The 26487-nt window shown below is 57.1% G+C and carries 22 protein-coding genes; 12 read left to right on the forward strand and 10 right to left on the reverse strand.

The genetic code is table 11. The features are described 5' to 3' along the window. The first annotated feature begins 22 nt into the window (after positions 1-22). The 5 genes from dadA (at position 23) to QRN33_RS08000 (ending at position 4050) form a co-directional block, all read left to right on the forward strand. On the forward strand, positions 23-1327 hold the full coding sequence (gene dadA, locus QRN33_RS07980; protein ID WP_039757381.1) for a D-amino acid dehydrogenase: 1305 nt from the start codon (positions 23-25) through the stop codon (positions 1325-1327). After that, positions 1299-1652: a RidA family protein gene (locus QRN33_RS07985; RefSeq protein ID WP_042607132.1), complete on the forward strand. Its 354-nt coding sequence runs from the start codon at positions 1299-1301 to the stop codon at positions 1650-1652. The genes dadA and QRN33_RS07985 overlap by 29 nt, the downstream gene beginning before the upstream one ends. Positions 1653-1745: 93 nt before the next feature. Beyond that, a complete protein-coding gene (gene alr, locus QRN33_RS07990) occupies positions 1746-2819 on the forward strand; it encodes an alanine racemase (RefSeq protein ID WP_042607131.1) in 1074 nt (357 codons plus the stop codon). An 88-nt stretch (positions 2820-2907) separates the two neighbouring features. Then, positions 2908-3456, forward strand: coding sequence for a cupin domain-containing protein (locus QRN33_RS07995; protein ID WP_016772566.1), 549 nt, complete (start codon positions 2908-2910; stop codon positions 3454-3456). Between the two features lie 180 nt (positions 3457-3636). Continuing rightward, positions 3637-4050 carry a c-type cytochrome gene (locus tag QRN33_RS08000; protein WP_285407917.1) on the forward strand — a complete coding sequence of 138 codons (414 nt, stop codon included), beginning with the start codon at positions 3637-3639 and terminating at the stop codon, positions 4048-4050. Between the two features lie 53 nt (positions 4051-4103). On the opposite strand, the gene QRN33_RS08005 is transcribed toward QRN33_RS08000, so the two are convergent. From QRN33_RS08005 to lanM, 4 genes are read right to left on the reverse strand one after another with little or no spacing between them, the layout of a single operon-like run. Further along, positions 4104-4823 carry an AAA family ATPase gene (locus QRN33_RS08005; RefSeq protein ID WP_082367948.1) on the reverse strand — a complete coding sequence of 240 codons (720 nt, stop codon included), beginning with the start codon at positions 4821-4823 and terminating at the stop codon, positions 4104-4106. After that, complete coding sequence (locus QRN33_RS08010; RefSeq protein WP_285407920.1) at positions 4816-5697, reverse strand: ABC transporter ATP-binding protein; 882 nt, start codon at positions 5695-5697, stop codon at positions 4816-4818. Before QRN33_RS08010 ends, QRN33_RS08005 begins: the two co-directional genes overlap by 8 nt. A gap of 3 nt (positions 5698-5700) precedes the next feature. Beyond that, positions 5701-6579 (reverse strand): 6TM ABC transporter family protein, encoded by an 879-nt coding sequence (locus tag QRN33_RS08015; protein WP_285407922.1) that lies wholly within the window; start codon positions 6577-6579, stop codon positions 5701-5703. Then, positions 6576-9506 carry a type 2 lanthipeptide synthetase LanM gene (gene lanM, locus QRN33_RS08020; RefSeq protein ID WP_285407923.1) on the reverse strand — a complete coding sequence of 977 codons (2931 nt, stop codon included), beginning with the start codon at positions 9504-9506 and terminating at the stop codon, positions 6576-6578. Before lanM ends, QRN33_RS08015 begins: the two co-directional genes overlap by 4 nt. A gap of 592 nt (positions 9507-10098) precedes the next feature. Between lanM and QRN33_RS08025 the strand changes: the two genes are divergently transcribed. Then, positions 10099-12021 (forward strand): acetyl-CoA hydrolase/transferase C-terminal domain-containing protein, encoded by a 1923-nt coding sequence (locus QRN33_RS08025; RefSeq protein WP_285407925.1) that lies wholly within the window; start codon positions 10099-10101, stop codon positions 12019-12021. 131 nt (positions 12022-12152) lie between these two features. Here the strand turns inward: QRN33_RS08025 and QRN33_RS08030 are convergent, their stop codons facing one another. Next, entirely contained in the window at positions 12153-12725 is a 573-nt protein-coding gene (locus tag QRN33_RS08030; protein WP_281925804.1) for a xanthine phosphoribosyltransferase, read from the reverse strand. Between the two features lie 57 nt (positions 12726-12782). Continuing rightward, positions 12783-14792: a DNA helicase Rep gene (gene rep / locus QRN33_RS08035; RefSeq protein WP_016772574.1), complete on the reverse strand. Its 2010-nt coding sequence runs from the start codon at positions 14790-14792 to the stop codon at positions 12783-12785. Between the two features lie 272 nt (positions 14793-15064). Between rep and QRN33_RS08040 the strand changes: the two genes are divergently transcribed. Next, on the forward strand, positions 15065-16738 hold the full coding sequence (locus tag QRN33_RS08040; protein WP_042607124.1) for a putative bifunctional diguanylate cyclase/phosphodiesterase: 1674 nt from the start codon (positions 15065-15067) through the stop codon (positions 16736-16738). A gap of 108 nt (positions 16739-16846) precedes the next feature. On the opposite strand, the gene QRN33_RS08045 is transcribed toward QRN33_RS08040, so the two are convergent. After that, entirely contained in the window at positions 16847-18241 is a 1395-nt protein-coding gene (locus tag QRN33_RS08045) for a NorM family multidrug efflux MATE transporter (RefSeq protein ID WP_064364760.1), read from the reverse strand. A gap of 159 nt (positions 18242-18400) precedes the next feature. Here QRN33_RS08045 and QRN33_RS08050 point away from each other — a divergent pair, with 159 nt between their 5' ends. From QRN33_RS08050 to QRN33_RS08060, 3 genes are all read left to right on the forward strand, one after another. Further along, a complete protein-coding gene (locus tag QRN33_RS08050; protein WP_042607123.1) occupies positions 18401-19321 on the forward strand; it encodes a LysR substrate-binding domain-containing protein in 921 nt (306 codons plus the stop codon). A gap of 187 nt (positions 19322-19508) precedes the next feature. Then, on the forward strand, positions 19509-21485 hold the full coding sequence (locus QRN33_RS08055) for a methyl-accepting chemotaxis protein (protein WP_042607122.1): 1977 nt from the start codon (positions 19509-19511) through the stop codon (positions 21483-21485). A 195-nt stretch (positions 21486-21680) separates the two neighbouring features. Next, positions 21681-22895: an aldose 1-epimerase family protein gene (locus tag QRN33_RS08060; RefSeq protein ID WP_285407931.1), complete on the forward strand. Its 1215-nt coding sequence runs from the start codon at positions 21681-21683 to the stop codon at positions 22893-22895. On the opposite strand, the gene QRN33_RS08065 is transcribed toward QRN33_RS08060, so the two are convergent. After that, positions 22892-24385, reverse strand: a complete 1494-nt coding sequence (locus QRN33_RS08065) for a YifB family Mg chelatase-like AAA ATPase (RefSeq protein ID WP_042607120.1) — start codon at positions 24383-24385, stop codon at positions 22892-22894. The two genes, QRN33_RS08060 and QRN33_RS08065, sit on opposite strands and share 4 nt — an antisense overlap. 146 nt (positions 24386-24531) lie before the next feature. Continuing rightward, positions 24532-24729: a hypothetical protein gene (locus QRN33_RS08070; RefSeq protein WP_285407933.1), complete on the reverse strand. Its 198-nt coding sequence runs from the start codon at positions 24727-24729 to the stop codon at positions 24532-24534. A gap of 162 nt (positions 24730-24891) precedes the next feature. Here QRN33_RS08070 and QRN33_RS08075 point away from each other — a divergent pair, with 162 nt between their 5' ends. Further along, entirely contained in the window at positions 24892-25203 is a 312-nt protein-coding gene (locus QRN33_RS08075) for a HigA family addiction module antitoxin (protein WP_285407935.1), read from the forward strand. A 253-nt stretch (positions 25204-25456) separates the two neighbouring features. On the opposite strand, the gene QRN33_RS08080 is transcribed toward QRN33_RS08075, so the two are convergent. After that, entirely contained in the window at positions 25457-25717 is a 261-nt protein-coding gene (locus tag QRN33_RS08080) for an accessory factor UbiK family protein (protein ID WP_007920416.1), read from the reverse strand. Between the two features lie 394 nt (positions 25718-26111). On the opposite strand from QRN33_RS08080, the gene glnK reads away from it, so the two are divergent. After that, positions 26112-26450, forward strand: coding sequence for a P-II family nitrogen regulator (glnK, locus tag QRN33_RS08085; RefSeq protein ID WP_002555808.1), 339 nt, complete (start codon positions 26112-26114; stop codon positions 26448-26450). Positions 26451-26487: the final 37 nt, after the last annotated feature.

The raw sequence follows: 26487 nt of genomic DNA on the forward strand, positions 1-26487 counted from the left end.
AAGCCGCGATGAGGGATTGAAAATGCGCGTCATGGTCTTGGGTAGCGGCGTTATCGGTACCGCCAGTGCTTACTATCTGGCCCGCGCCGGGTTCGAAGTGGTGGTGGTGGACCGGCAGCCTGCTGCGGCCATGGAAACCAGTTTCGCCAACGCCGGCCAGGTCTCTCCGGGTTACGCCTCGCCGTGGGCTGCGCCGGGCGTGCCGCTCAAGGCGATCAAGTGGCTGCTTCAGCGCCACGCGCCATTGGCGATCAAGGCCACCGCCGACATCGATCAGTACCTGTGGATGGCGCAAATGCTGCGCAACTGCACCGCCAGCCGTTACGCGGTGAACAAGGAGCGCATGGTGCGTCTGTCCGAGTACAGCCGTGACTGCCTCGATGAGTTGCGCGCCGAAACCGGCATTGCATACGAAGGTCGCAGCCTCGGCACTACCCAGTTGTTCCGGACTCAGGCGCAGCTGGATAACGCCGCCAAGGACATCGCCGTGCTGAAAGAATCCGGCGTGCCGTTTGAGGTCCTCGATCGCGCCGGCATTGCCCGCGTCGAGCCGGCTCTGGCAGGCGTGACCGACATTCTCGCCGGCGCGCTGCGTTTGCCCAACGACCAGACCGGCGACTGCCAGATCTTCACCACCCGTCTCGCCGAAATGGCGCGCAAGCTCGGCGTGGAATTCCGTTTCGGCCAGGACATCCAGAAGCTCGACTACGCCGGTGATCGCATCAACGGCGTGTGGATCGACGGCAAGCTGGAAACCGCCGACCGCTACGTGCTGGCACTCGGCAGCTACTCGCCGCAACTGCTCAAGCCGCTGGGCATCAAGGCTCCGGTGTATCCGCTCAAGGGCTACTCGCTGACCGTGCCGATCACCGATCCGGCGATGGCGCCGACTTCAACCATTCTCGACGAGACCTACAAGGTCGCGATCACCCGTTTCGACAACCGCATCCGCGTCGGTGGCATGGCCGAGATCGCCGGTTTCGACCTGTCGCTCAACCCGCGTCGACGCGAAACCCTGGAGATGATCGTCAACGACCTTTATCCTCAGGGCGGCAATCTGGCCGAGGCGAGTTTCTGGACCGGCCTGCGCCCGACCACGCCGGACGGCACGCCGATCGTTGGTGCTACGCCATTCAAGAATCTGTTCCTCAACACCGGTCACGGTACGCTCGGCTGGACCATGGCTTGCGGTTCCGGCCGTTTGCTCGCCGACCTGATGGCGAAGAAAAAGCCCCAGATCAGCGCCGAAGGCCTCGATATTTCCCGTTACGGCAACCAGACCCAGGAGTCCGCAAAACATGTCAATCCAGCGCCAGCTCACCAATGAGCGCATGAGTCAGATCGTCAGCCACAACGGCATCGTGTATCTGGCCGGGCAGGTCGGCGACGACTTCGACGCCGGAATTGAACAGCAGACCCGCGACGTGCTCGCCAACATCGAGCGCCTGCTCGATCTGGCCGGGACGGACAAGCAGCATCTGTTGTCGGCGACGATCTACCTGAACGACATCGACGCCCACTTTGCCGGCATGAACGCAGTGTGGGACCAGTGGCTGCCGAAAGGCGCAGCGCCCGCCCGCGCCACCGTCGAAGCGAAGATGGCCAAGCCGAGCATTCTGGTGGAGATCTCCATCGTCGCCGCGCTGCCATAACGTTTCCGAGATCCCTCTCCCGGCGCTGTTGGCGGTTTACGCCGTCAGTCAGCGCCGGTTTTTCTTTCCATGACCGCCCAGAAGTCTGCCGCCATGCGTCCTGCCCGTGCCCTGATCGATCTTCAAGCCCTGCGTCACAACTACCGAATTGCCCGGGAAGTCACTGGCGCCAAAGCGCTTGCGGTGATCAAGGCGGACGCCTACGGCCATGGCGCGGTGCGTTGCGCCCAGGCACTGGCAGCCGAGGCGGACGGTTTTGCCGTGGCCTGCATCGAAGAGGCACTGGAGTTGCGCGCTGCCGGGATTCGCGCGCCGGTACTGCTGCTGGAAGGCTTCTTCGAAGCAGACGAGCTGGCGTTGATCGTCGAGCATGATTTCTGGTGCGTGGTGCATTCGCTGTGGCAGCTCGAAGCGATCGAGCAGGCGGCGCTGAGCAAACCCATCACGGTGTGGCTCAAGCTCGACTCCGGCATGCACCGGGTCGGCCTGCATCCGAAAGATTACCCAGCGGCGTACCAGCGTCTGCTGGCCAGCGGCAAAGTGGCGAAAATCGTGCTGATGAGCCACTTCGCCCGCGCCGATGAATTGCACGCGCAGAGCAGTGCCGAGCAGGTGGCAGTGTTCGAAGCGGCGCGTCAGGGTTTGGCGGCGGAAGTCAGCCTGCGCAACTCGCCAGCCGTGCTCGGCTGGCCAGAAATCAAAAGCGATTGGGTACGCCCGGGCATCATGCTCTACGGCGCGACCCCGTTCGAAGAAGCCAACGCAGTGGCCGAGCGCCTGCAACCGGTGATGACCCTCGCATCGAAAGTCATCAGCGTGCGTGAACTGCCGGCCGGCGAACCGATTGGCTATGGCGCCAGGTTCATCACCGACAAACCCATGCGCATCGGCGTGGTCGCCATGGGTTACGCTGACGGCTACCCGCGTCAGGCGCCGACCGGCACGCCGGTGCTGGTGGCCGGCAAACGCAGCCGCCTGCTGGGGCGCGTGTCGATGGACATGCTCTGCATCGACCTGACCGATGTGCCGGAAGCGGGCCTCGGTTCCGACGTCGAGTTGTGGGGCAAGAACATCCTTGCCAGCGAGGTGGCGAAGTGGGCCGACACCATCCCTTACCAGATATTCTGCAACCTGCGTCGGGTGCCGAGGCTCTATTCCGAGGGTTGACGCCGCTACGGGGGCCAAGTGTTGTAAATACTGAACGCTGTCGCCATGATAACGCTCAATATTCTTACAACATCAGGAGGCTCCCGCCTTGGACGTCGGTGAACGACTGCAATCGATCCGCAAGCTCAAAGGGCTTTCCCAGCGTGAACTCGCCAAACGCGCGGGCGTCACCAACAGCACCATTTCGATGATCGAAAAGAACAGTGTCAGTCCTTCGATCAGTTCGCTGAGAAAGGTGCTCGGCGGCATTCCCATGTCCATGGTCGAGTTCTTTTCCGAAGAGATCCTGCAGGACCAACCGACCCAGATCGTCTACAAGGCCAACGAGCTGATCGACATCTCCGACGGCGCCGTGACCATGAAACTGGTCGGCCGCGCCCACCCCAGCCGCGCCATCGCCTTCCTCAACGAAATCTACCCGCCGGGCGCCGACACTGGCGAAGAAATGCTCACCCATGAAGGTGAGGAAACCGGGATTCTGGTGGAAGGTCGCCTGGAGCTGGTGGTGGGTCTGGAAACTTTTATCCTCGAAGCTGGCGACAGCTACTATTTTGAAAGTACCAAGCCGCATCGTTTCCGTAATCCGTTCGACGTACCGGCGCGACTAATCAGCGCAGCGACGCCGGCGAATTTCTAAGCAAGAGGCGCCAGACCATTACGGCGAAGGCACCCGGACCGTTCTACCGATGCGCAACAAGACCCCTCTAACCATGGGGTTGTTTCAGTACAGCGGCCTAGCCGCTATACTTGCGCCGCCTGCGAACCGTGGCCGCAGGCGTGAATAGCCACCATTGAGGGTGAACGCGTGAACCTAATTATGAAAATGCTGGCTGCACCAGCAACCGTACTGGCCCTCTGGGCTGTCAGCGCTCAAGCTGCGACGAATGACGACATCGCCAAACGCATCGAGCCCGTCGGCCAGGTGTGTGTTCAAGGGCAGGAATGCAAGGGTATGGAAGTGGCTGCGACCGCAGGCGGCGGAAGCGGGGCGAAGGCACCTAAAGACGTGATCGCCAAGCATTGCAACGCTTGCCACGGCACGGGCCTGCTCGGCGCGCCGAAGATCGGCGACAAGGCAGCCTGGAAGGAGCGGGCCGATCATCAGGGTGGTTTGGACGGCATCCTTGCCAAAGCCATCACCGGCATCAACGCCATGCCGCCAAAAGGCACCTGCGCCGATTGCTCCGATGAAGAGCTCAAAGGTGCGATCAAAGAGATGTCCGGTCTGTAAGCGACGCTCTCAACGAAAAACCGTCTTCGGACGGTTTTTTTGTGCCTGCAATGTCACTGCATGTTTTTCGTGATGTAGGCGCCGGCAGAATTGAGCACGGCTTTGTAGACGGCATAAGCATCAGTATCTTCGACAGCTATTTGCTCGCAACGCCCTGCGGATATCTGCCTCAGATCACAGCCCGGGATCGACATGATGAGGGGAGAGTGAGTCGCGATGATGAATTGCGCGCCGCCGCGCGACAGCTCCATTATCCGGTCGATAAACACCAATTGCCTCAACGGGGATAACGATGCTTCCGGCTCGTCGAGCACATACAGTCCCTGGGCTTTGAATCGGTGGTGGAAGAGCGCCTCCATTGCTTCACCGTGCGACATGCAATGCAAATCCACGCCACCGTAATAGGTCTTGATTTCAGGATCAAAGCTCGGCTCTGCATCGAGCTTGCGAATCGTAGTGCTCAAGTTGTAGAAGGTTTCTGCTCTGTAGAAAAAAACGTCCTTCTCCCTTCGGTAGCCTTTTGAGAGCGTCAGGGTTTCATGCAGTTTCGAATGGGTGTTCTCGGTCGAGAAATTGAAATTTCTGCCACCGCCTTCTGGATTGCAACCCAACTTGATGGCAATAGCTTCAAGTAAAGTGGATTTTCCAGAGCCATTTTCTCCGATAAACACAGTTATTGAGCTGCTGAATTCAAGCGGAAAGAGGTCATGCAGGAGGTCAGCCGCCGTAAGGTCTGGCTTCAGGCGTATTTGTTGGATAAACAGATCATTCATATTGATGCCCTCTGAAGATTCTGTCGATTGAAACCTTCACGCCGATCATCGCTATCCCGAGTCTTATCGAGCTCGTGCTGGCCATGGTAAAGATTCCGATATAACCGAGACAGGCAATAAGACGCTCGCCAAATAATTCCGGGGTGGCAGCGGCGCTGAAAAAAATGACCGAGACCGTCCCGGTCGAGATGGCCATTTCCGGCCAGAAGGATTGGATCGCGCTTGCTTTCTGATATTTGTAGCGTGCTCGTACTGTGCCCTTTAAATATCCAAAGCTTCTGATGAGTTGCATTTTACTTTGCTCGCCGTCGCTGGAAATTTTAAACGCGTTAATAAGCGATTCCTTGTACAAATCTTCCTTCGACATTTCTGCTGCATATAGCCGCTGGATTACAGGTTTGGCAAATCTCAATTGCACACAAGTCAATACAATAGTTGAAGCGATGGGCAGGAAGAAGTAGATGTTTTCCCTAAGCAGAATAAAGGCAGCGGACAATGTCAAAATGCAAGAGCCGATGAGATGAATTGCGTCATGAATGACCGAAGCAATTTTCTCAGCATCTTCTTTAATCATTGTCACCCGAGAACATAATGGAGAGGGCCGCTCATCATGCACAATGAAACTGATAAGCACAAAACGAGATCTCGCTTCCATGAGCGTCGCGAAGGAGTTGCCCAGAGTCTGCGTTGAAAGCTTGGTTAAAAAAATAGCGATAAGGACGAAATAAGCCTCAGTGCTAATCGCACCGGTGGTGAGAGCCGTCAGGCTTTTGGCGACGACTGATGGTATCAACAATTGACATGCGGCTGCTAACGTGAGGCAAATCACCGAAAGAACAAAAACCGTCAGATTTTTTTGCAGGCATATAAGCATGGATCAATGCCTCTCGTGCTGTAGTCCATAGCCGCGAATCCGACTACGTCTGTAAGATGCCTCTCTGCTTGAGTAGTAGATGGATATCAGCGACGTCGCAGGACTCAGCACACGCTCAAGATAGATGGCTGAGGCAAAAATGGCACCTATATTGAAATTTCCGGCGCTTAGCAGATTGGCCGAAACTAATAATAGAACCACTATCGCCACCGGATAACATGAGCATGAAATTGATTCGAAAGTCGATGCTTTGAGGCTTGAGCGAAAAGCGAGGCGTTCGATGTTTTTTATATCTAGCTTGGCCCTGCTTGTATAAGGTTTTGCATTATATAAATGCTCACAGATAGCACCGATTGTTACGGTGTTATGCTGTACGTACTCATTATATAAGGACCTACTGGCTCTTCGAGTAGCAAGATATACAACTAAAGCATAGAGGAGACCGCTAAGTGGCGCGAGCGCCAAAAGCGGGTGGTAGAAGGCGGTTATGAAAAGCGCAACGGAAATGATGCTGCAGTTCAACGAAATATCAAAATATAGCGAGTGATACAGATACATCGAACCATCGACGTCGCCATCAACCAGTTCGATCCACTGGCCTGGTTTTTGCGTATGCCCGAAGCTTCCGCCAAGTAGGTGATTCAGAATTGCCTTCTTCAGAATAAATCTTGTTTTGGACGCGGTTTTTTGTAGATAAATGTTGGCTGCCAGCTTGAATGGGGGAGTGGCGATAAGAAAGAACGCAGCGCCGGCGAGGGTGTATAAGTACAAGCTGTCGCCTCCCAAAAACAGATTGATTGAGTTGCCAATCAAATAGGGTGATGCGCTTGTTAGAGTCGCAATGCCTACACCAAAGCAGCATAGTATTAGATTATTTTTCATGAATTTAAGAATTCCATCTGGTGGGGAAGGAATGGAAATTCATAATCATGTTCGATTAGCCCTATTGCTCCGATTAACGATCCCACTCGTCCGATCCACAAACCTAAAGGATCAGCAGTCTTTGTTCTAAGTTCACGACTGCTCTGTTCGCTGAGATTGATGACGTTGGACCATAGAAACATTTTTGGGTCATTGAGCGATTCTGGTGAAAGCTTTTTAATGATATTTAGAATTCCATAAGCGCCATGACATAAAGAATCGTTAATAGGGCGCTTTCTTTTTTCTAAATCACAGTAAGAAAATACAGTTTTGGGTGGGCGCTTCTCCAAGAACTCAATTGCCAGTGGTACCCCGTTTTGGGCGAAATAATCTATTGCCAAGTAGTTTCCTGGTAAGCCATGACTCCATGAAAACTCGCCTGCACTTGATGCTGAACGTTTTCTGTAGTCATGCCAATTTTCGATGGTTTCATCATATTGGTCGAGCTCCCAAGATAGAAATCCTAAGAATAAATTATTGACTGAATCGTCTTGTGCAATCAGATCGTTAAAATAGAATAACGAATATGCACACCCCATAATGCCATGGGACAATCCACTCAATAAAGCATCGCTTCTCGTGGTGACTGCATTATCAAATGTCGCTAGTTTGCGGCCGGCTATAGGCGTGAGTTCTGTTTCTAATTTGTCGTATAAGGATTTCGCTAAATCAGAGAAGTGTTTGTCTTTCGTGAGGCTGAAGAGATGAGTTAGTACGTTTAAAGTTCCGAACATACCTGATAGAAAGTCCGAGCCCCAAAAGTATTTTTGCCACCAAGGCTCAATGAGTACCTCTTCAACATATCTCTTGTAGAGTTGTAGTAGTTCGTTTTCTCTTTCGTCATCAAAATAGTCTAGGCTTATCAATAGCGGTATAATTGCAGAAGATAAACCGAAGTGAAATCCACCTAAATGCGTACCTTTGTTCGAAAGTTTTTGGATTACTCTGCTGTAACAAGCATTTAGCAGTTCGCTTACCAAGTTTTTATCTATTGCGCTGCTGCGGCTTGTAGCGACCACGCAGCCGTAGAGAATGCCGGACAGTCCATAGTAGAAATCGTCCCCCAACTCTGAGAACTCCATATAGCCGCCAGGTGATGAATGAAATCCTAGCCAAAGTCCATTGGTAGAAATTTCACTGCCTAACATTTCGTTGATCAACTTCGCATTGATCTCTGATGATGACCTGAGTTTGTTAAGGATCTCATCTACATTTGAATAACGAGGGTCGTTCAGGTCGTCGTGTTGTCTGAATGTGTGGTCCGTCAGTTTATCTCCATGCTCATACATATTTTTCATTGCTAATAAAGTATTCGCAATCAATTTTTCTTCAAATGCAACTCTATTTTTGCTCATGGTTTGGACGTATTGTAGGCTGTTATCTATTCCATTTATATAATCATTGCTATCTAGGTACCCAGAGCCGTCGTATCTTGGTTCAAAGAATTCAAGGGCCCCAGTCAGTCCTTGAGCAAAAGGTACGTCTAAATCCAGGCAAGCGGCGATCTCGGCGTTGAGAAAACCTATGGCAGGGGCGGTGTCATTATTAAGAATGTTCTCCAAAAAGGCCGTACGTTTTTTAGTGCACCGCATCAAGGTCGCATGCAAGGAGCATTGGATAGCGTAATGATATGTGGCAGTCGGCCTCGGGATATACCTATTTCTTCTTCCTCGGAGTGATTCAATAATTTTGAGGATTGAAGCCTGACTACTATTCACAAGGGAAAATAATTTGTTCAAACCTTCAATGATTTCTTTTTCGTAGTCCCACGGCTTTGCCGCTTTTCCATTGATATGCAAAACGTTTTGGTTCGGAAATATTTTCACTCCGTCCATGCCAAACTGGCTCTGTCCACACTCGTCTTCCAAATGTTGATACAGATTTAAGCTGACATATTGCTCCGATAGTCCACCTAATGCGCTCAGGTCTACACCTATACCGTCTGTGCCTTTCCAAGTCCAATTTGGAAGTATGCTTGTTTGGGTGACATTCCAGCGTACTTCTTTTGGAATGGTTTCAATATTAAGAGTGCTGTAGAAAATAGTTTCGAGATCGATTGGAATAGGGCTTGGGCCATGTGCAATCAAATTGTCAGAGGTAATATCGGCGGCCATAAAGGTGGTACAGTACCCCAAAAGAAATCCAGCTCTTTTAAAATAAGATGAAACTTCGGCTTCGCTTTCTGCCTGTGTTTGAGGTGTATGCTCTGACCAACCGTGTTCTTTTTTTACAAGATACCTTGGCAATTTCCAGTTTTCGTAATCATCTCCAGCAGCATTGCTCAAATGCAGCAGTAAATCAGATGCTTCGGCCTCAAGTTCCAAATTTCTCGGTTTATAAACTATCTTGATAGAATCAAAAGAAAGTATGCAAACGGTTCTAGATCCATTGTGAGTTTCGCTGGATGAAACCTCAACGGAGGAAAGTTTGGAATCGGTCGATATATTAAATTTTTTGTTGATATCTTGTCTGTCTTCGATAAGTGCGAGGATTAACTGTGCCGTGAATTCAATAAAATTTTTTGACAGTTTGGTCAGAACTCGATCCAGTTCGGGGTAGGCGCTAATGATGTCGAGGAGGTAGTTTTTGTTTTCACTAATCAATTTGAAATATGCGGAAGTCTCCATTTTGCTGCAGGTGGTCTTTTCAAATATTATTTTTTCCGTTACTAAGACATTGTTGGCGGCGTTAGTAAGTCTGGCTGCAAGGTTGGTTACAAAGCCATTGATAACAGTTGATTTAAATGTTTCGTCGTTTTCACACGATTTTGGAAATTGTTCTTCGATATGGAAGATGTAATAAGACAGGTAGGGCCAGACCGGGCAGTCAGTAGTGTAGCCGCGTTTAAATGGCATTGTTCCACTTAAAAAATCTTTAGGATTTTTCAATGTTTTATCCTTAACAAGTCAGGGCGGCCACTCGGTTCGAGTGCCGCCCAAATTTTATTTACATGTAGGTCGCGTAGCAGCATCCTTGCCAACACTGTGAACAGCAGCTGGTACACGGTCGCGAACCGCTGCTTGCAGCGCTCAAGTTACTGAACGCTTGAATTGCCAAAGTTGAGATGGGTGCCGTTGAGTTTAAAACGTGTGCTCGGGCACGACGGAGTGCTAAGAAGTCGATTTCCATAGTTGAGCCTTGACGTAAATTAGTGTTTGCCTTGATGGCATAAGTTTTTGACGTGTTACGTTATGAATCCTAACGAGGACGGAAATAACTTCAATTCAGACGCGTCCTGTAGTAGTGCGTGATTAAATTCGGGTCGATGTAGGAAAAATACTGATAAGTTTGTGAGGCGATTCATTGAGCGCGGACAATTCATTGTTATTGCTATATATTTTTTGTAGGTATTCGCAACCTGGCCTGAGCTTCGGCCTATCGAGAAATTTGCGGTTTTTTCTTTTTAATCGCCTTCCCTCGGAAGTAATTCCCCGTCAATCTCGGTCTACCCCTATCAACGGAACGGGCGGGAGGCTTCAGATGGTGCAGTTGTGTTCGATCGAACAGGCGGTGGAGGACGTGCTGGGGCGCTTGCCGGCGCACATCCACATGGGCCTGCCGCTGGGGCTGGGCAAGCCGAATCACTTCGTCAACGCGCTGTACCGGCGCATCAAGGAGCTGCCCGAGCGGCAGCTGACGATCTACACCGCGCTGTGCCTCGGTCGGCCGAATCTTGGCGACGGGTTGCAGAAGCGCTTTATCGAGCCCTTCGTCGAGCGGGTGTTCGGTGATTATCCGGAGTTCGATTTCCTCGCCGATCTGCAGCGCGACAGCCTGCCCGCCAACATCCGTATCCAGCAGTTCTTCATGCAGCCCGGCAGCCTGCTCAACAGCGCGCCGGCGCAGCAGGATTACGTCAGCAGTAATTACAGCCATGCCGCCCGCGACATCAACGCAGCAGGCCTGAACCTGGTGGCGCAGTTGCTCGCCAGCAACAGCGAACATCCCGATCGGCTGAGCCTGAGTTGCAACCCGGACATCACCCTTGACCTGTTGCCGATGATCGCCAAGCGCCGCGAGGCGGGGGAGACCATTGTGCTGGTCGGCCAGGTGCATACGGATCTGCCGTACATGCCCGGCGATGCTGAAGTCGACATCGACACCTTCGATCTGCTGATCGACGAGAAGGACAGCAGCACGCTGTTTTCCACGCCGAATATGCCGGTGGGCTTCCAGGATCATTTCATTGGCTTGCACGCCAGTACGTTGGTGCGCGACGGCGGAACGCTGCAGATTGGTATCGGTTCGATGGGTGACGCGTTGACCGCAGCGCTGCTTGCCCGTCAGGCCGATAACGCCGGCTATCAGGCGTTACTCGATGACATCAACCTCAGCCAATGGGCGCAATTGATCCAGCGCGAGGGCGGCACCGCGCCCTTTGCCAAAGGCCTTTATGGTTGCAGCGAGATGTTCGTCAACGGTCTGCTGGTGCTGGCAGATGCCGGGATCGTTCGGCGCAAGGTCTATCCCGATGTGCCGACGCAGGAACAGGCCAACGCCGGCACCCTCGACGAAGCGGCACAACCTGACGGCGTCTGCGTGCACGGCGGTTTCTTCCTCGGCCCGCGCAGCTTCTATGAACGGCTGCGCGAGTTGCCGCAAAGCAGGTTGCTTGAATTCAACATGACCCGCATCAGCTACATTAACGAGCTGTATGGGCAGGAAGAACTCAAACGTCTGCAGCGCCTTGATGCGCGCTTCATCAACACCGTGTTCAACATGACGTTGCTGGGTGCGGGTGTCGCGGATCAATTGGAAGACGGGCGGGTGCTCAGTGGGGTCGGCGGGCAGTACAACTTCGTGGCGCAGGGACACGCGTTGCACGATGCGCGGTCGATTCTGATTCTGCGCAGCTGGCGCGAGTCCGCCGGCGAGGTCAGTTCCAACATCGTCTGGGAATACGGCCACTGCACGATTCCGCGGCATCTGCGCGACATCGTCGTCACCGAGTACGGCATCGCCGACCTGCGCGGCAAATCCGACGCGGCAGTGATCGAAGCGCTGCTCAACATCAGCGACTCACGTTTTCAGCCAGGGCTCATCGAACAGGCGCAGAACGTCGGCAAGCTGCCGAAGGATTTCCGCATCGATCCACGGTTTGCCGACAACACACCGCAACGCTTGCAGGCGATTGCCGCGCGGCACCCGAACCTGTTTCCGGAGTACCCGCTAGGTTGTGATTTCACCGCGATCGAACGGGATCTGTTGCGCGCGCTGAACTGGCTGAAGAGCAAGTTCAAGCTGAGCGAGATTCTGGAATTGGGCAAGGCAGCGCTGGATGCGCCGGAGGCCTCAACGTTCCCGGAACATCTTGAGCGGATGCAACTGACGAATCCGGAGGGGTTGAAGGAAGACCTTTTCCAGCGCCTGCTCCTCACTGGTCTGAAAGCCACCACGCAATAACTGCCCACCCCAGAAGCCACTGTGGGAGCGAGCCTGCTCGCGAAAGCGATGTGTCATTCCCTCAACAGGGTGACTGACACAATGCATTCGCGAGCAGGCTCGCTCCCACAGGGGTAACTCGGTGCTGCTGGTTACTCGATGAAGGTAACGACGCCATCCTTCAGCGATTTCACCCGGGCCAGCGACTCGACGCGGTAGCCCTGCGAGTCCAGTTCGGCGCGGCCGCCCTGGAACGACTTCTCGATGACGATGCCCAGACCGGCAACGGTGGCGCCGGCCTGTTTGATGATCGAGATCAGCGCTTGCGAGGCCTTACCGTTGGCGAGGAAGTCGTCGATGATCAGCACGCGGTCGCTGCTGGTCAGGTGGCGCGGGGAGATGGCCACGGTGCTTTCGGTCTTTTTGGTGAACGAGTACACGGTCGCCGAGAGCAGGTTTTCAGTCAGGGTCAGCGACTGTTGCTTGCGGGCGAAGATCACCGGCACGCCGAGGTTCAGACCGGTCATGATCGCTGGGGCGATGCCCGAAGCTTCGATGGTGACGATCTTGGTGATCCCCGAGTCCTTGAACAGCGAGGCGAATTCGTCACCGATCAGCTTCATCAGGGCCGGGTCGATCTGGTGGTTCAGAAAGGCGTCGACTTTCAGGACCTGATCGGAAAGCACGATGCCTTCTTCGCGGATTTTTTTGTGCAGTGCTTCCACAACAGCTTCCTCTGTTGGCGCGATGGGCGCCGAAGGTAGATTAAAAAGTAGTCGATTCTAGCGCTTTAACATCGCGCGTATATCGGCCAATGCGCTATTTCCGCGCACGGCTTTGACTTCAGTCGGGGTGTCGTCGTTGCCTTCCCAGGCCAGATCGTCCGGCGGCAGTTCATCGAGGAAGCGGCTCGGCGCGCAGTCGATGATTTCGCCGTACTGCTTGCGCTTGGCGGCAAAGGTGAACGCCAGGGTCTGGCGGGCACGGGTGATGCCTACATAGGCCAGGCGACGTTCTTCTTCGATGGTGTCGGCTTCGATACTGGAGCGGTGCGGGAGGATTTCCTCTTCCATGCCCATGATGAACACGTAGGGAAATTCCAGCCCTTTGGATGCGTGCAGCGTCATCATCTGCACACCTTCGGCACCGTCCTCTTCTTCCTGCTGGCGCTCGAGCATGTCGCGCAGCACCAGTTTGCCGATGGCGTCCTCGACGGTCATTTCGCCGTCTTCGTCCTTCTCCAGAGTGTTTTTCAACGCCTCGATCAGGAACCAGACGTTGCCCATGCGGTAGTCCGCAGCCTTGTCGCTGGAGCTGTTGGTGCGCAGCCAGTTCTCGTAGTCGATGTCCATGACCATGCTGCGCAGCGCCGAAATCGGATCCTCGCCGGCACACTGCTCGCGGACCTTGTCCATGAAGCGCTTGAAGCGCGCCAGGCGGTCGGTGAAGCGGCTGTCGAGATGTTCGCCGAGACCGATTTCGTCGGTGGCAGCGTACATCGAGATCTTACGTTCGGTGGCGTAGTTGCCGAGTTTTTCCAGAGTGGTCGAACCGATCTCGCGGCGCGGCACGTTGATCACGCGCAGGAAGGCGTTGTCGTCATCCGGATTTACGATCAGGCGGAAGTAGGCCATCAGGTCCTTCACTTCCTGACGGCCGAAGAAGCTGTTACCGCCGCTCAGGCGATACGGCACCTGGTGGTGTTGCAGCTTCAACTCGATCAGCTTGGCCTGATAGTTACCGCGATACAGAATCGCGAAATCGCTGTACGGGCGGTCCGTGCGCAGATGCAGGCTGAGGATTTCCATGGCCACGCGCTCGGCTTCGGCGTCCTCGTTGCGGCAGCGGATCACGCGGATTTCGTCGCCGTGGCCCATCTCGCTCCACAGCTGTTTTTCGAATTCGTGCGGGTTGTTCGAGATCAGCACGTTGGCGCAGCGCAGGATGCGGCTGGTTGAACGGTAGTTCTGTTCGAGCATGACCACTTTCAAGGACGGATAGTCGTCCTTGAGCAGCATCAGGTTTTCCGGGCGCGCGCCACGCCAGGCATAGATCGACTGGTCATCGTCGCCCACCACGGTGAACTGGTTGCGCTTGCCGATGAGCATCTTCACCAACAGATACTGACTGGCGTTGGTGTCCTGGTATTCGTCGACGAGCAGGTAACGCACCTTGTTCTGCCACTTTTCGAGAATGTCGGCGTGTTCTTCGAAAAGCTTTACCGGCAGCAGGATCAGGTCGTCGAAGTCCACCGCGTTGAACGCCTTGAGCGTGCGCTGATAGTGGGTGTAGACGATGGCGGCGGTCTGCTCTTTGGGATTGCGCGCGTTTTCCAGGGCCTGGGCAGGCAGGATCAGGTCGTTTTTCCAGGCGCCGATCATGTTTTTGATCTCGTCGACGCCGTCGTCGCCTGCGTATTCCTTCTGCATGATGTCGGTCATCAGGGCTTTGACGTCGGTCTCGTCGAAGATCGAGAAACCGGGTTTGTAGCCCAGCCGCGCATGCTCCTTGCGGATGATGTTCAGGCCCAGGTTGTGGAAGGTGCAGACGGTCAGGCCGCGACCTTCGCCGGCACGCAACAGGGTGCCGACCCGCTCTTTCATTTCGCGCGCGGCCTTGTTGGTAAAGGTCATGGCGACGATGTACTGGGCGCGGATGCCACAGTTCTGGATCAGGTGCGCGATCTTGCGCGTGATCACGCTGGTCTTGCCGGAGCCAGCACCGGCGAGCACCAATAGAGGGCCGCCGACGTAGTTCACGGCTTCTTGCTGCCGGGGATTGAGTCGGGACATACGAAAATTCGGGAGTCGTTGACGAAATGGGCCGGCATTTTAACAGGCTCAGCGATTTGTGCTGCTCTGTCCGACTTGTGACGCAACACGCGATTCAGATTTGCCGGTTTTGTTACTTTCACGCAGGATACGCGGGGATTTTGCGGCTAATGTTCTCATTCGTGACACAAAATAACCTTTCACTGCCGTTGTCATCGGACAACGCATTGGTCATTGTTCAGCACACCGGCATAATGCCCCGCCTACATCATTGCAGAGTCTAGGGAGTCAGCTTGTCTACGCCTGTCGAACCCTTGCGTTTGCTGCTACTGGCCGAAGAGCCAGCGTGGACAGCGTTGTTGCGTGAGTGTCTGGCTCCGATGGGGAGCGCGGCGGTGCTGATCAGCGCGCCGAACTGGGATTCGGTCAGCCGCCTGTTCGAGGACAACCGCCACGCGGTGCTGCTGACCCTGCCGGCATTGCAGCCGGCGCCCGGGCGCTGCAGCCTGCCGACCGTTCTGCTGCTGGAGCATGAACCGGCCACCGCGCCGGTCGGGGTCAGCGACTGGCTGGTCTTCGACGCCCTCGACGCCGGCATGCTCCAGCGTTGTCTGCGCCATGTTCGCGAGCGCGGCGTGCTGGAAAACACCCTGCAGCGCCTCGCCGAACAGGATCCGCTGACCGGCATCGCCAATCGCCAGGGTTTCCAGACCCTGCTCACCGCACGTCTTGCCGAAGGCGACGGTCGCGGCCTCGCCCTTGGCCATCTCGATCTCGATAACTTCCGCCATGCCAATGATGCTCTTGGTCATCAGGCTGGCGATCGTCTGATCCTGCAAGTCGTCGCGCGCCTGAAAAGTCAGTTGGAGGCCGGTGATCAACTGGCGCGGCTGGGCAGTGATGAATTTGCTTTGCTGATCGACACCCGCCGCGCGCCGCAACGCGCCGAGTGGATGGCCGAGCGCATTACCGAGGCGTTGGCCGAACCTTATTGGGTCGACGGTGAGAGCCTGCTGATCGGCTCCAGCCTCGGCATCGCCCACGCCCGCGCCAACGGCGGTGCCGATCCATTGATGTGGCACGCACACATCGCCATGCAGCAGGCCAAGAGCACGCAGGGCTGCACCTTTCATATCTTCAACGAGCGCATCAACCGCAATGCGCGGAGCATGGCTGACCTCGAAAGCGAACTGCGCCGAGCCCTGCGCCGCGACGAGCTGGAGCTGCATTACCAGCCACGCCTGAATCTTGAGGATGGCCAGATCGTCGGCCTCGAAGCGCTGGTGCGCTGGCGCCATGGGGAGCGCGGTCTGCTGCCGCCGAGCGAATTCGTGCCACTGGCCGAGCAAAGCGGATTGATCGTGCCGCTGGGTTACTGGGTGATTGCCCGGGCACTGCGGGATATGCAGGCTCTGCGCGAGCAGGGACTGCCGCCGCTGCACATGGCGATCAACCTGTCGTTCCGGCAGTTTCAGGACAGCCAGTTGCTGCCGACGCTCAGTCGTCTGATTGCCGAGCGTGGCGTGGAAGCACAGTGGCTGGAGTTCGAATTGACCGAAACCGCGGTGATGCGGCGCAGCGATCTGGTCAAGCAGACCATGGACGCGCTCGGCCGCCTCGGCGTGCGCTTCTCGCTGGACGATTTCGGCACCGGTTTTTCTTCGTTCGTACACCTCAACAGCCTGCCGATCACTTTGCTGAAGATCGACAAGAGTTTTGTCGGCGGTATGGAGCAGCGCGAAGAGAACCGCAAACTGGTGCACGCGATGATCAACCTCGCGCACAACCTGCACCTGGAAGTGGTTGCCGAAGGGGTCGAGACGCCGGAGCAGCTGGATTTGTTGCGCGGGTTCGGTTGCGATCAGGTGCAGGGTTATCTGATCAGCCGGCCGTTGCCGCTGGAGGAGCTGGTGGAATACCTGACGTCGGGATCGAGCCAGCAGCCGGCTCTGGAAATCGTCGGCTGATCACCACCCCCTGTAGGAGTGAGCCTGCTCGCGATAGCTTTTCAACAGTCAACATTTGCATTGACTGATATACCGCAATCGCGAGCAGGCTCACTCCTACAGAGGACCTCATTCGGCCTGGGGGATGTTAAAACCTTGAGCTTGCGGCTCGCGCCGAATCATCCGCTGCATCTTCCATTCAAACCCCAGCGTCAGGCTCACTGCCGCGCACGCCAACCCCAGCGCCAGTCCCCACCAGACACCGGTCGGCCCCCAATTGAGGTGGAAAGCCATCCACCACGCCGCCGGCGCGCCGATCAGCCAATAGCAAGCCAGGCCGACCAGGAAGGTGGTCTTGGCATCCTTGAGCCCGCGGATACAGCCCATGGCAATCGTCTGCGTGCCGTCGAACAACTCGAACCACGCCGCTACTGCCAGCAGGCTCACCGCCAGACGGATCACCTCGGCAAACGCCGGGTCGTTATGGTCGAGGAACAGGCCGACCAACTGGTTCGGCCACAGCCAGAACACCAGGGCAAAGCCGAGCATCACTACCGCGCCGAAGGCAATGCCGACACGGCCGGACATCCGCGCATCAACCAGTTGCCCGGCGCCATAGTGCTGACCGACGCGCATGGTGATGGCATAGGACATTCCGGCCGGGACCATGAACGCCACCGAAACGATCTGCAGAGCGATCTGGTGCGCGCCCATTTGCGTGCTGCCCATGGTGCCCATGCACAGCGCAGCGAAAGCGAACAACCCGACCTCTACCGCATAGGTGCCGCCAATCGGCAGGCCCAGGCGCCAGAGTTCTTTCAGGTATTGCCGGTTCGGCCGCGACAGACCGACGCGCAACGGATAAGCGTCATAGGCCGGATGCCGGCGAATGTGCCAGGCCAGCGCCAATGCCATGCAGTTGGCGACAATCGCCGTGACCAGACCGATGCCGGTCAGACCCAGGTGCGGCAGGCCGAACATGCCGGTGATCAGCGCGTAGTTGAGCAGGAAGTTGGCCACCGTGCCGGCGAGGCTGATCACCATCACTGGTGTCGCCCGACCAATTGCACTGGTAAAGCCGCGCAGGGCCATGAAGCTCAGATAACCGGGTAGGGCGAAGGGCAGGGCGATGAGGAATTGCCCGGCGGCGTTGACGTTGGTTTCGGTCTGGCCAAACAGCAGCAACACGGGTTTGAGGTTCCACAACAGCAGCCCGGCGCCGAGCGCCATCAGCCAGGCCAGCCACAGTCCGGCCTGTGTCAGGCGCGCGGCACCGATGATGTCGCCGGCGCCCTGACGGATCGCCACCAGTGTGCCGACCGCTGCAATCACGCCGATGCAGAAAATCGACACGAACGAATAGCTGGCCGCACCGAGGCCGCCACCGGCCAGCGCTTCTGGACTCAAGCGCGCCATCATCAGGGTGTCGGTCAGCACCATCAGCATGTGCGCCAACTGCGAAGCAATCAGCGGCCCCGCCAGCCGCAGAATGGCCCAGAGTTCGGTACGCACAGGATGCCGCATGGTCATCACCACCCAAATATCAAAGGGAACAGAAGAGCGTCGATTCTCGGCGCTTGGCAGGCGTTGCACAAAGGGATAAAAAGGATGGGTGGCATGATTAATACTCATCCTGAACCGTCTCGGCCGAACCGGCTGCATCCCGCTACTGGAGCTTTGTGTATGTCCCGACGCCTTCCGCCCCTGTATGCCCTGCGTGCATTCGAAGCGGCAGCGCGACACAGCTCGTTCACCCGCGCGGCGGAAGAGTTGTCGATTACCCAAAGCGCGGTCAGTCGGCACATGCGTACCCTCGAAGAACATTTCGCCTGCCGGCTGTTTCATCGCAGCGGCCGCAACTTGCAGCTGACCGAATCGGCCCGGCTGCTGTTGCCCGGTATCCGCGAAGGCTTTGCCGCCCTCGAGCGCGCCTGCAACACCTTGCGCGCCGAGGACGACATCCTGCGCATGAAGGCACCCTCAACCCTGACCATGCGTTGGTTGCTGGCGCGGCTGAGCCGCTTCCGCCACTTGCAGCCGGGCAATGAGGTGCAACTGACGAGCGCGTGGATGGACATCGATTCGGTGGATTTCAACAATGAGCCGTTCGATTGCGCCGTGTTGCTCAGCGACGGGCATTTCCCGCCGGACTGGGAAGCGAGCCTGCTGTTTCCCGAGGAATTGATCCCGGTTGGCGCGCCGAACCTTCTCAATGACCAGCCCTGGGACGTGGCGCGCCTGGGCAGCGCCGAACTGTTGCATCCGACTCCGGATCGCCGAGACTGGCGCAGTTGGCTGGAGCGCATGGGGTTATCCGATCAGGTCTCGCTCAAGGGCGGTCAGGTGTTCGACACCCTCGAACTGGGCATGATCGCGGCGGCGCGCGGCTACGGTGTGTCCATGGGTGATTTGCTGATGGTTGCCGAAGACGTCGCGCAAGGGCGCTTGAGTCTGCCGTGGCCGACAGCGGTCGCCAGTGGTCTTGATTATTACCTGGTGTGGCCAAGAACCCGTCCGGGAGGTGAACGTTTGCGCCGCCTCAGTGACTTTCTTCAGAGCGAAGTCCGCGCCATGCAGCTCCCGGCAGTGACACGCTTGAGCTGAAACGTTCGAGCCGGCACAATGCCACCACTGCGCCATACCCACGCAATGCGCTCAAGTATTCGGTTTTACCGCCGACTACGAGCATGTGGAACCGTCGTGCCGGTTTCGCGCTACCCCCATTATTAGAATATTTTCCGGGCAATTACCGCGATCAAGGAGGATTCGGTGGCTCGGCCAGGAGCTGTTCATGTCTCAACCTCGTGCTCGGATCGCCTCGCAGTTGGGCCTTGCCCTCGCTGTAATACTGGCGATAGTCATCAGCGGCAGTACGGTGTTCGCCTTGCGTTCGCTGGATTCCGCCAACCTCGCCACCCGTGAAGAGCATCTGGCCAGTGAGGCCCGGCTGCTGGCCGATCAACTGAGTACCTTCCACGGTACGCTGCGCGAAAGCACCCTGCGCTTGAGCGGTCTGTTCGAAAAACGCTTCGGCAGTGGCCTGAGTGTGCACCCCGATCAGCCAGTGACCGTGGCCGGCGTGCAGACCCCGGGCCTACACCTGGGCAACGAGGTGCTGAACAACAACTTCAAGGAAGTTGACGAGTTCAAGCAGATGACCGCCGGCGTGGCCACGGTATTCGTGCGCAGCGGCGAAGACTTCATTCGCGTCAGCACCAACGTCAGCAAGCAGGACGGCACCCGTGCCATCGGCACCGTGCTCGATCATGCCAACCCGGCCTACGCAAAGTTGATGGCGGGGCAGAGTTATGTCGGCCGCTCGCTGTTGTTCGAGCGCTACTACATGTCGCAGTACACCCCGGTGCGCGACGCGGGCGGCAAGATCATCGCCGTGCTGTACGTCGGCTTCGACTACACCGACGCGCAGAACGCGCAGTTCGCCAATCTCAAGCGCTTCCGCATCGGCCAGACCGGCTCGCTGGCCCTGCTCGACGAGCAGAACAAATGGCTGGTGCCGATTGCCGGCGTAGAAGCGCTGGATCAAGCCGTGCCGACCATCAATAACCTGGTGAAAACCCCGGGCAAGGGCGAGTTCTGGAGCGACAAGGGAGAAGACTTCTACAGCATCGCCGTGCCGTTTGAAGGTGGCCCGTGGTCGGTGGTCGCGAGCATGCCGAAAGCCGAGATCCGCGCGGTGACCTGGAGCGTCGGTACGCAACTGGCGATCGGCAGCCTGCTGGCGATGTTGCTCGCGGTCGGTTCCGTGGTCTGGCTGTTGCGCAGCAAGCTTGCGCCACTGGGCGATCTGGTGCGTCAGGCCGAGGCCTTGGGTGCCGGTGATCTGAGCGTGCGTCTGAACGTATCGAGCCACGACGAAATCGGTCAGCTGTCCCGCGCGTTCAACCAGATGAGCCAGGCGCTGTCGACCATGGTCGAGCACATCCGCCGCGCCTCGGAAGAGGTCAACAGTCGCGCGCAGGCATTGTCCGGTTTGTCCGGTGGTGCTTATGAAGGCATGGAGCAGCAGTCGGGCGAAATCACCAGCATGGCCGGCGCGGTGGAAGAGTTCAGCGCGACCTCGCTGAACATCGCTGACAACATGGGCGCGACTCAGCGCCTGGCACAGGAAAACGCCCAGCAAACACAGATTGGTCGCAGCTCGATGGAAGAAGCGTCGTCGTCGCTGGAGCAGATTGCCGGTGCGCTGAACAGCACCGCCACGGTGATCAACACCCTCGGCCAGCGCTCCCAGGAAATCGGCGGCATTGTTGGCGTGATCACTTCGATCGCCGAGCAGACCAACCTGTTGGCGCTCAACGCTGCGATCGAAGCCGCCCGTGCCGGTGAACAGGGCCGCGGTTTTGCCGTGGTGGCGGACGAAGTGCGCAGCCTCGCCTCGCGTACCCGTCAGGCCACCGACGAAATCTCCAGCATGATTCACAGCATCCAGCAGGAGACCGGCAACGCGATCAGCACTATGGAGCAGGGCAATGTGCTGATGCAGGAAGGCCTGTCGCGTAACGCCAATGTCGCCTCGGCACTGGCACGGATCGACGAGCAGAGCCGTTCGGCAGGCCAGCAGTTTGCAGCGATCACCACCGCCACTCAGGAGCAAAGCAGCACCGCGACGTTGCTGAGCAGCAATCTGCAGAGCATTGCCATGGCCAACAGTGAGCAGCGTGAGGTGGTTTCCAACCTGGCCATCACCGCTAAAGAGCTGGAGAAACTGGCGGCGGATCTGCGATCCGAGGTTGATCGCTTCCGTTGATGTGTCTTTGAAATTGCCATCGCGAGCAGGCTCGCTCCCACAGTTTTCGGTGTGACTCACAAATGTTGTGAAAGCCCGATGTCCCTGTGGGAGCGAGCCTGCTCGCGAATGCTTTTCTCCAACAGCTTCTTTGCACTTGCTGAAACGTTTCCGCAGCGCTATAAAAATGGCACAACTCCAATAAAGGCTGCTGCCATGACTCCGCTCAAACTCCTCGTCGCTCTCGGCGCGTTCTCTGCCGCTTCCCACGCCATGGCCTGGGACTATGTCCTGCTCGACGCCAACACCCCGGCAAAAAACTGGACGATCACCAGTGAACAGCTCGGTGTAAAAACCACCAAGCCGTTTTCCGTGACCCTGCGCATCCTGCACGGCGGTCGTCAGGAAGGCGTCAGCATCGTCGATATCGATAACGGCACGATGAAGCTTTCGGTGGTGCCGACCCGTGGCATGAACGTGTTGCAAGCTTCGGTGGGCGACGTGCGCATGGGCTGGGATTCGCCGGTCAAGGACGTGGTCAACCCGGCGTTCATCGAGCTCAACGGCCGCGGTGGCCTGGGCTGGCTGGAAGGCTTCAATGAACTGGTCACCCGTTGCGGTTACGAGTGGGTAGGCCATCCCGGTATGGACAACGGCGAACTGCTGACCCTGCATGGTCGCGCCGCCAATATCCCGGCCAGCACCGTCACTCTGCACATCGATGAAAAACCGCCGTATGCCATCACGCTGCGTGGCGAGCTGAAAGAGCAGGCATTCAAGAAAGTCGATTTCTCGGTAGCGACCGAACTGGTCACTGAACCTGGCAGCGCAAGCTTCGTCCTCAACGATACCCTGACCAATAACGGCGACTATGCGAAGGAATATCAGGCGCTGTATCACAGCAATTTCAGTACGCCGTTTCTTGAGCAGGGCGCGAAGTTTGCTGCGCCGGTGAAGCAGGTATCGCCGTTCAACGACAAGGCCAAGGGTGATCTGCCCGACTGGCAGACGTACCGCGCACCGACCAGGGACTACGACGAAACGGTCTACAACGTTGTGCCATATGCGGACGCGAAGGGCGATACCCTGACCGTGCTGCACAACAAGGCCGGTAGCCTCGGCGTTGCGGTTGGCTTCAATACACAGCAGTTGCCAGTGTTTTCGCTGTGGAAAAACACCGACACCCAAGGGCAGGGCTACGTCACCGGGCTGGAGCCTGGGACGAGTTTTTCCTATAACCGTCGCTATCAGCGGCCGTTGAATCTGGTGCCGACCATTGCGCCGAAAGAACACAAACAGTTCCAGATCAGCTACAGCCTGCTGGCCGATAAAGCTGCAGTGGATAACGCCCTGAAGCGTGTGACCGATATTCAGGCCGGGCGCGACACCGAAGTGCGCCAGACACCGCTGGTTGATCTGACTGAGCATTAAGGTGTCGCCGGCCGGTATTGCAGTGCCTCCGCCAGATGCTCGCGGGTAATCGCATCGGCCTGCTCAAGATCCGCCAGTGTGCGCGCGACCTTGAGCAGGCGATGCGCCGAGCGCAGCGACAGGATCAGTCGCTCGCAGGCCCCTTCCAGCCATCTCTCATCGGCTGTGGATAACTTGCAGTGACGCTTCAACCCCGGCAGATCGAGAAACGCATTGGCGCAGCCTTGGCGTTTTTGCTGGCGCTCCCGCGCTTCGGCCACCAACGCCGCAGCGCTGGCGCTGTCCTCCCCGGGCTTGGCTGCCGGATTCAATGCTGTTGCTTCACGCGCCACGGTCAGGTGCAGATCGATACGATCCAGCAGCGGCCCCGACAATTTGTTGCGATAGCGCTGCACCATGTCCGGTGTGCACGAGCATTTGCCGCTCGGTTCGCCAAGATATCCACAGGGACACGGATTCATCGCTGCCACCAGCTGAAAGCGCGCCGGGAAACGCACGCGATCCTTGGCCCGAGCGATGACGATATGCCCGGACTCCAAGGGCTCGCGGAGCACCTCGAGAACCTTGCGATCAAACTCCGGCAATTCATCGAGAAACAGCACGCCGTGATGGGCCAGGGTGATTTCACCGGGTTGCGGTTTTGAACTGCCACCGACCAGTGCCGGCCCGGAAGCGGAGTGGTGCGGTTGGCGAAAGGGGCGCTGCGGCCAGTGAGTCAGAGGCACACCGCTGGCGACCGATTGAATCGCTGCCACTTCCAGCGCTTCGCACTCGGAAAGCGGCGGCAGCAACCCCGGCAGACGACTGGCCAGCAGCGTCTTGCCGGTTCCTGGAGGCCCGCTGAACAACAAATTGTGCGCCCCCGCGGCGGCAATAAGCAGTGCGCGTTTGGCGGCTGTCTGCCCCTGCACCTCATTGAGATCGGGATAGGGTTTGGCGGCATGCATTAAGCCGTCGGAAACGTAAGGCTCCACCGGCGTGTGCCCGTTGAAATGGGCCACCGCTTCCAGCAAATGATCCACCGCAAACACCTTCAGCCCCGACGCCAGACACGCCTCCTCGGCATTCGCTCGAGGCACCACCAGCGCCCGCCCGGCCTTGCGCGCCGCCAATGCCGCTGGCAGCACGCCACGCACCGGCCGCACCGCACCGGACAATGCCAACTCACCCAGACATTCGACATCGTCCAGCGTCAGACACGGCACTTGCACACTGGCCGACAGGATCCCCAAGGCAATCGCCAGATCGAAGCGCCCGCCATCCTTGGGCAGATCCGCCGGCGCCAGATTCAAAGTGATCCGCCGCGCCGGAAACTGCAGCCCGGAGTTGATGATCGCGCTGCGTACCCGATCCTTGCTCTCCTTCACCGCCGCCTCGGGCAGTCCGACCATGGTCAGGGAGGGCAGACCGTTTGCCAGATGAACTTCGACGGTGACGGCGGGAGCATCCACGCCAATCTGGGCGCGACTGTGGACGATGGAGAGGGACATGGTCGTTCCTTGAGCTGAATCGGGGTCCGCTTCCTGCGGGTTTTTTAAGGGTAGTTGGGAGAACGAATGCAGGTGGCACGGACGCGGGGATAAACCTTCACTGGATGTTGCCAAGGTGCCCTGCCGAGTTCAGTGGAGGCGCCACATTAGTTTTTTTCTTTGGGGTTTTTTACCTGGCTTCCTCCCCCGGCCAGCCAACCATCCGGTTCAAGTTCTTTACCGTACTTGACCGCTACCTCAATAAAACGACGCTGATTGGCTGAAATACCTCCGGCTAACCGAAGTGCTTCAGCGTGATATCCAACAATCTGTTCTAGCTTTGCCCTTCTCTTTTTGTCTTTCATTGAGACCTCGATTTTTGGGGTGACAGATGCTTCGCTGGTCACCGTAGTACAAGGAGGAACGGTCGCGTAATCAGGCGCAGACGCTGATTTTTGTAGGGCCGTGCCCTTTTAGTTGTAGGACGCCGGCGAAGGGGGTGTGAAGGTCTTGTATCCGGGGGTCGGATGCTCCAGTTTGGCCACTCAACGCAGCCTCTGGAGGCGAACAATGGACCGCAGTGGTATGCGCCCGACTCATCGGGCGAGGTTCTGAATAAGGAATTCATGGACCCGTTGGGCATGACCGTCATGGAGCTGGCCATGCCCACGAAATGGCCCGAAAGTGAGATCGAAAAGCTTGTGAAATGCCAACTCAGGATCTGCGCCGATCTGGCAATCAGCCTTGCCATTCATCTCAACACTACGCCTGAGTTCTGGATGAATCTTCAGTCGACTTACGATTTGCGCAGGGCCCAGCTCAGGCATGCGGGCTTATAGCGATTGCAGCATCCGCGAAGCCCTTTTCCACCAAGGCCCCGTCATTGGGCGCTTGGTCTGTTCCCCGTTCCACCATCATCTGCGGCGCATCGTGTGACCGTATCCACGGCTGGGCGTTTTCGATCTAGTTGAAACTTGGGCTTTTCGACGCAATCGGACGGCGGTCATTCAGGTTGTAGGACGTTGCCGGGATGGTTGAAGGGCTGGAGATCAAAAGATCGCAGCCTTCGGCAGCTCCTACAGGGGGCGCGGATTATTCAGCGGGCGGTGTCAGCTTGGCTTCCATCTCGGCAACCTTGGCTTCGAGGCTTTCGAGGCGGGCACGGGTACGCGCCAACACAACCATCTGGCTATCAAACTCTTCACGGCTGACCAGGTCGAGTTTGCTGAAGGCACTTTGCAGCAGCATTTTGAACTGGCTTTCGATTTCGGCTTTCGGCAGTGGCGTGTCGCCGCTGAACAGGCGGGAGGCGGTGCCGCTCAGGGCGTCGAGGAAGTCTTTGGGCGCGAGCATGGGGAATGTCCTGGAAACAATGGCCGGCAGTGTATCACGCAGTGTCTATAGTCAATCCCGTTGCTCGGATGCACGCTTTTCGCGCAGGGGGATGGACGGTGGCGCACCGTTGTTGTGCGTATCGGTAAACGCTTTTCTGCGCGAGTGCGCGCAGCCGAGGCCAAACGGTTGAAATGTTGGGCTTTTGCCGAGCTGGCAAGGTTTCTGCTTAGTCACCCTCGACCCATGCACTGATGCAGTCGCTGTGACGAATGCAGTGCGGCAGACGAAGCGGGGAGTTTCGTCTGATGCGGTTAGCTGGCGTCAACGATGCGTTACAAAGCCAGGCACTGCGCTTAGACTTGAGACGGGTTTGTTTTCCTGGGGCAAGTCCACCAATTCGGGAGAGAGTTTCATGAAGCTAGTCACTGCCATCATCAAGCCGTTCAAGTTGGACGACGTGCGCGAGTCGCTGTCCGAAATCGGCGTGCAGGGCATTACCGTCACTGAAGTCAAAGGCTTCGGCCGGCAGAAGGGTCACACCGAGCTGTATCGCGGCGCGGAATATGTGGTCGATTTTCTGCCCAAGGTGAAAATCGACGTGGCCATCGACGACAAGGATCTGGATCGGGTTATCGAGGCGATAACCAAGGCGGCCAACACCGGCAAGATCGGTGACGGCAAGATCTTCGTGGTCAATCTGGAACAGGCGATCCGCATCCGTACCGGCGAAACCGATACCGACGCGATCTAAGCGCCGCCACAAACCCAACGCCCCAGGAGAAAACAAT

The sequence above is a fragment of the Pseudomonas sp. FR229a genome (genome assembly GCF_030209115.1).
GTDB lineage: Bacteria > Pseudomonadota > Gammaproteobacteria > Pseudomonadales > Pseudomonadaceae > Aquipseudomonas > Aquipseudomonas moraviensis_A.

What these genes read in the sequence shown, in the direction of transcription:
- QRN33_RS08065 (WP_042607120.1), bottom strand. Translation starts at nt 24,385, where the DNA reads ATGTCCCTCTCCATCGTCCACAGTCGCGCCCAGATTGGCGTGGATGCT.
- QRN33_RS08045 (WP_064364760.1), bottom strand. Translation starts at nt 18,241, where the DNA reads ATGCGGCATCCTGTGCGTACCGAACTCTGGGCCATTCTGCGGCTGGCG.
- QRN33_RS08055 (WP_042607122.1), top strand. Translation starts at nt 19,509, where the DNA reads ATGTCTCAACCTCGTGCTCGGATCGCCTCGCAGTTGGGCCTTGCCCTC.
- QRN33_RS08005 (WP_082367948.1), bottom strand. Translation starts at nt 4,823, where the DNA reads ATGAATGATCTGTTTATCCAACAAATACGCCTGAAGCCAGACCTTACG.
- QRN33_RS08080 (WP_007920416.1), bottom strand. Translation starts at nt 25,717, where the DNA reads ATGCTCGCGCCCAAAGACTTCCTCGACGCCCTGAGCGGCACCGCCTCC.
- rep (WP_016772574.1), bottom strand. Translation starts at nt 14,792, where the DNA reads ATGTCCCGACTCAATCCCCGGCAGCAAGAAGCCGTGAACTACGTCGGC.
- QRN33_RS08000 (WP_285407917.1), top strand. Translation starts at nt 3,637, where the DNA reads ATGAAAATGCTGGCTGCACCAGCAACCGTACTGGCCCTCTGGGCTGTC.
- QRN33_RS08015 (WP_285407922.1), bottom strand. Translation starts at nt 6,579, where the DNA reads ATGAAAAATAATCTAATACTATGCTGCTTTGGTGTAGGCATTGCGACT.
- alr (WP_042607131.1), top strand. Translation starts at nt 1,746, where the DNA reads ATGCGTCCTGCCCGTGCCCTGATCGATCTTCAAGCCCTGCGTCACAAC.
- QRN33_RS08010 (WP_285407920.1), bottom strand. Translation starts at nt 5,697, where the DNA reads ATGCTTATATGCCTGCAAAAAAATCTGACGGTTTTTGTTCTTTCGGTG.
- QRN33_RS08075 (WP_285407935.1), top strand. Translation starts at nt 24,892, where the DNA reads ATGCTCCAGTTTGGCCACTCAACGCAGCCTCTGGAGGCGAACAATGGA.
- QRN33_RS07985 (WP_042607132.1), top strand. Translation starts at nt 1,299, where the DNA reads ATGTCAATCCAGCGCCAGCTCACCAATGAGCGCATGAGTCAGATCGTC.
- QRN33_RS08050 (WP_042607123.1), top strand. Translation starts at nt 18,401, where the DNA reads ATGTCCCGACGCCTTCCGCCCCTGTATGCCCTGCGTGCATTCGAAGCG.
- QRN33_RS08060 (WP_285407931.1), top strand. Translation starts at nt 21,681, where the DNA reads ATGACTCCGCTCAAACTCCTCGTCGCTCTCGGCGCGTTCTCTGCCGCT.
- dadA (WP_039757381.1), top strand. Translation starts at nt 23, where the DNA reads ATGCGCGTCATGGTCTTGGGTAGCGGCGTTATCGGTACCGCCAGTGCT.
- glnK (WP_002555808.1), top strand. Translation starts at nt 26,112, where the DNA reads ATGAAGCTAGTCACTGCCATCATCAAGCCGTTCAAGTTGGACGACGTG.
- QRN33_RS08070 (WP_285407933.1), bottom strand. Translation starts at nt 24,729, where the DNA reads ATGAAAGACAAAAAGAGAAGGGCAAAGCTAGAACAGATTGTTGGATAT.
- QRN33_RS08025 (WP_285407925.1), top strand. Translation starts at nt 10,099, where the DNA reads ATGGTGCAGTTGTGTTCGATCGAACAGGCGGTGGAGGACGTGCTGGGG.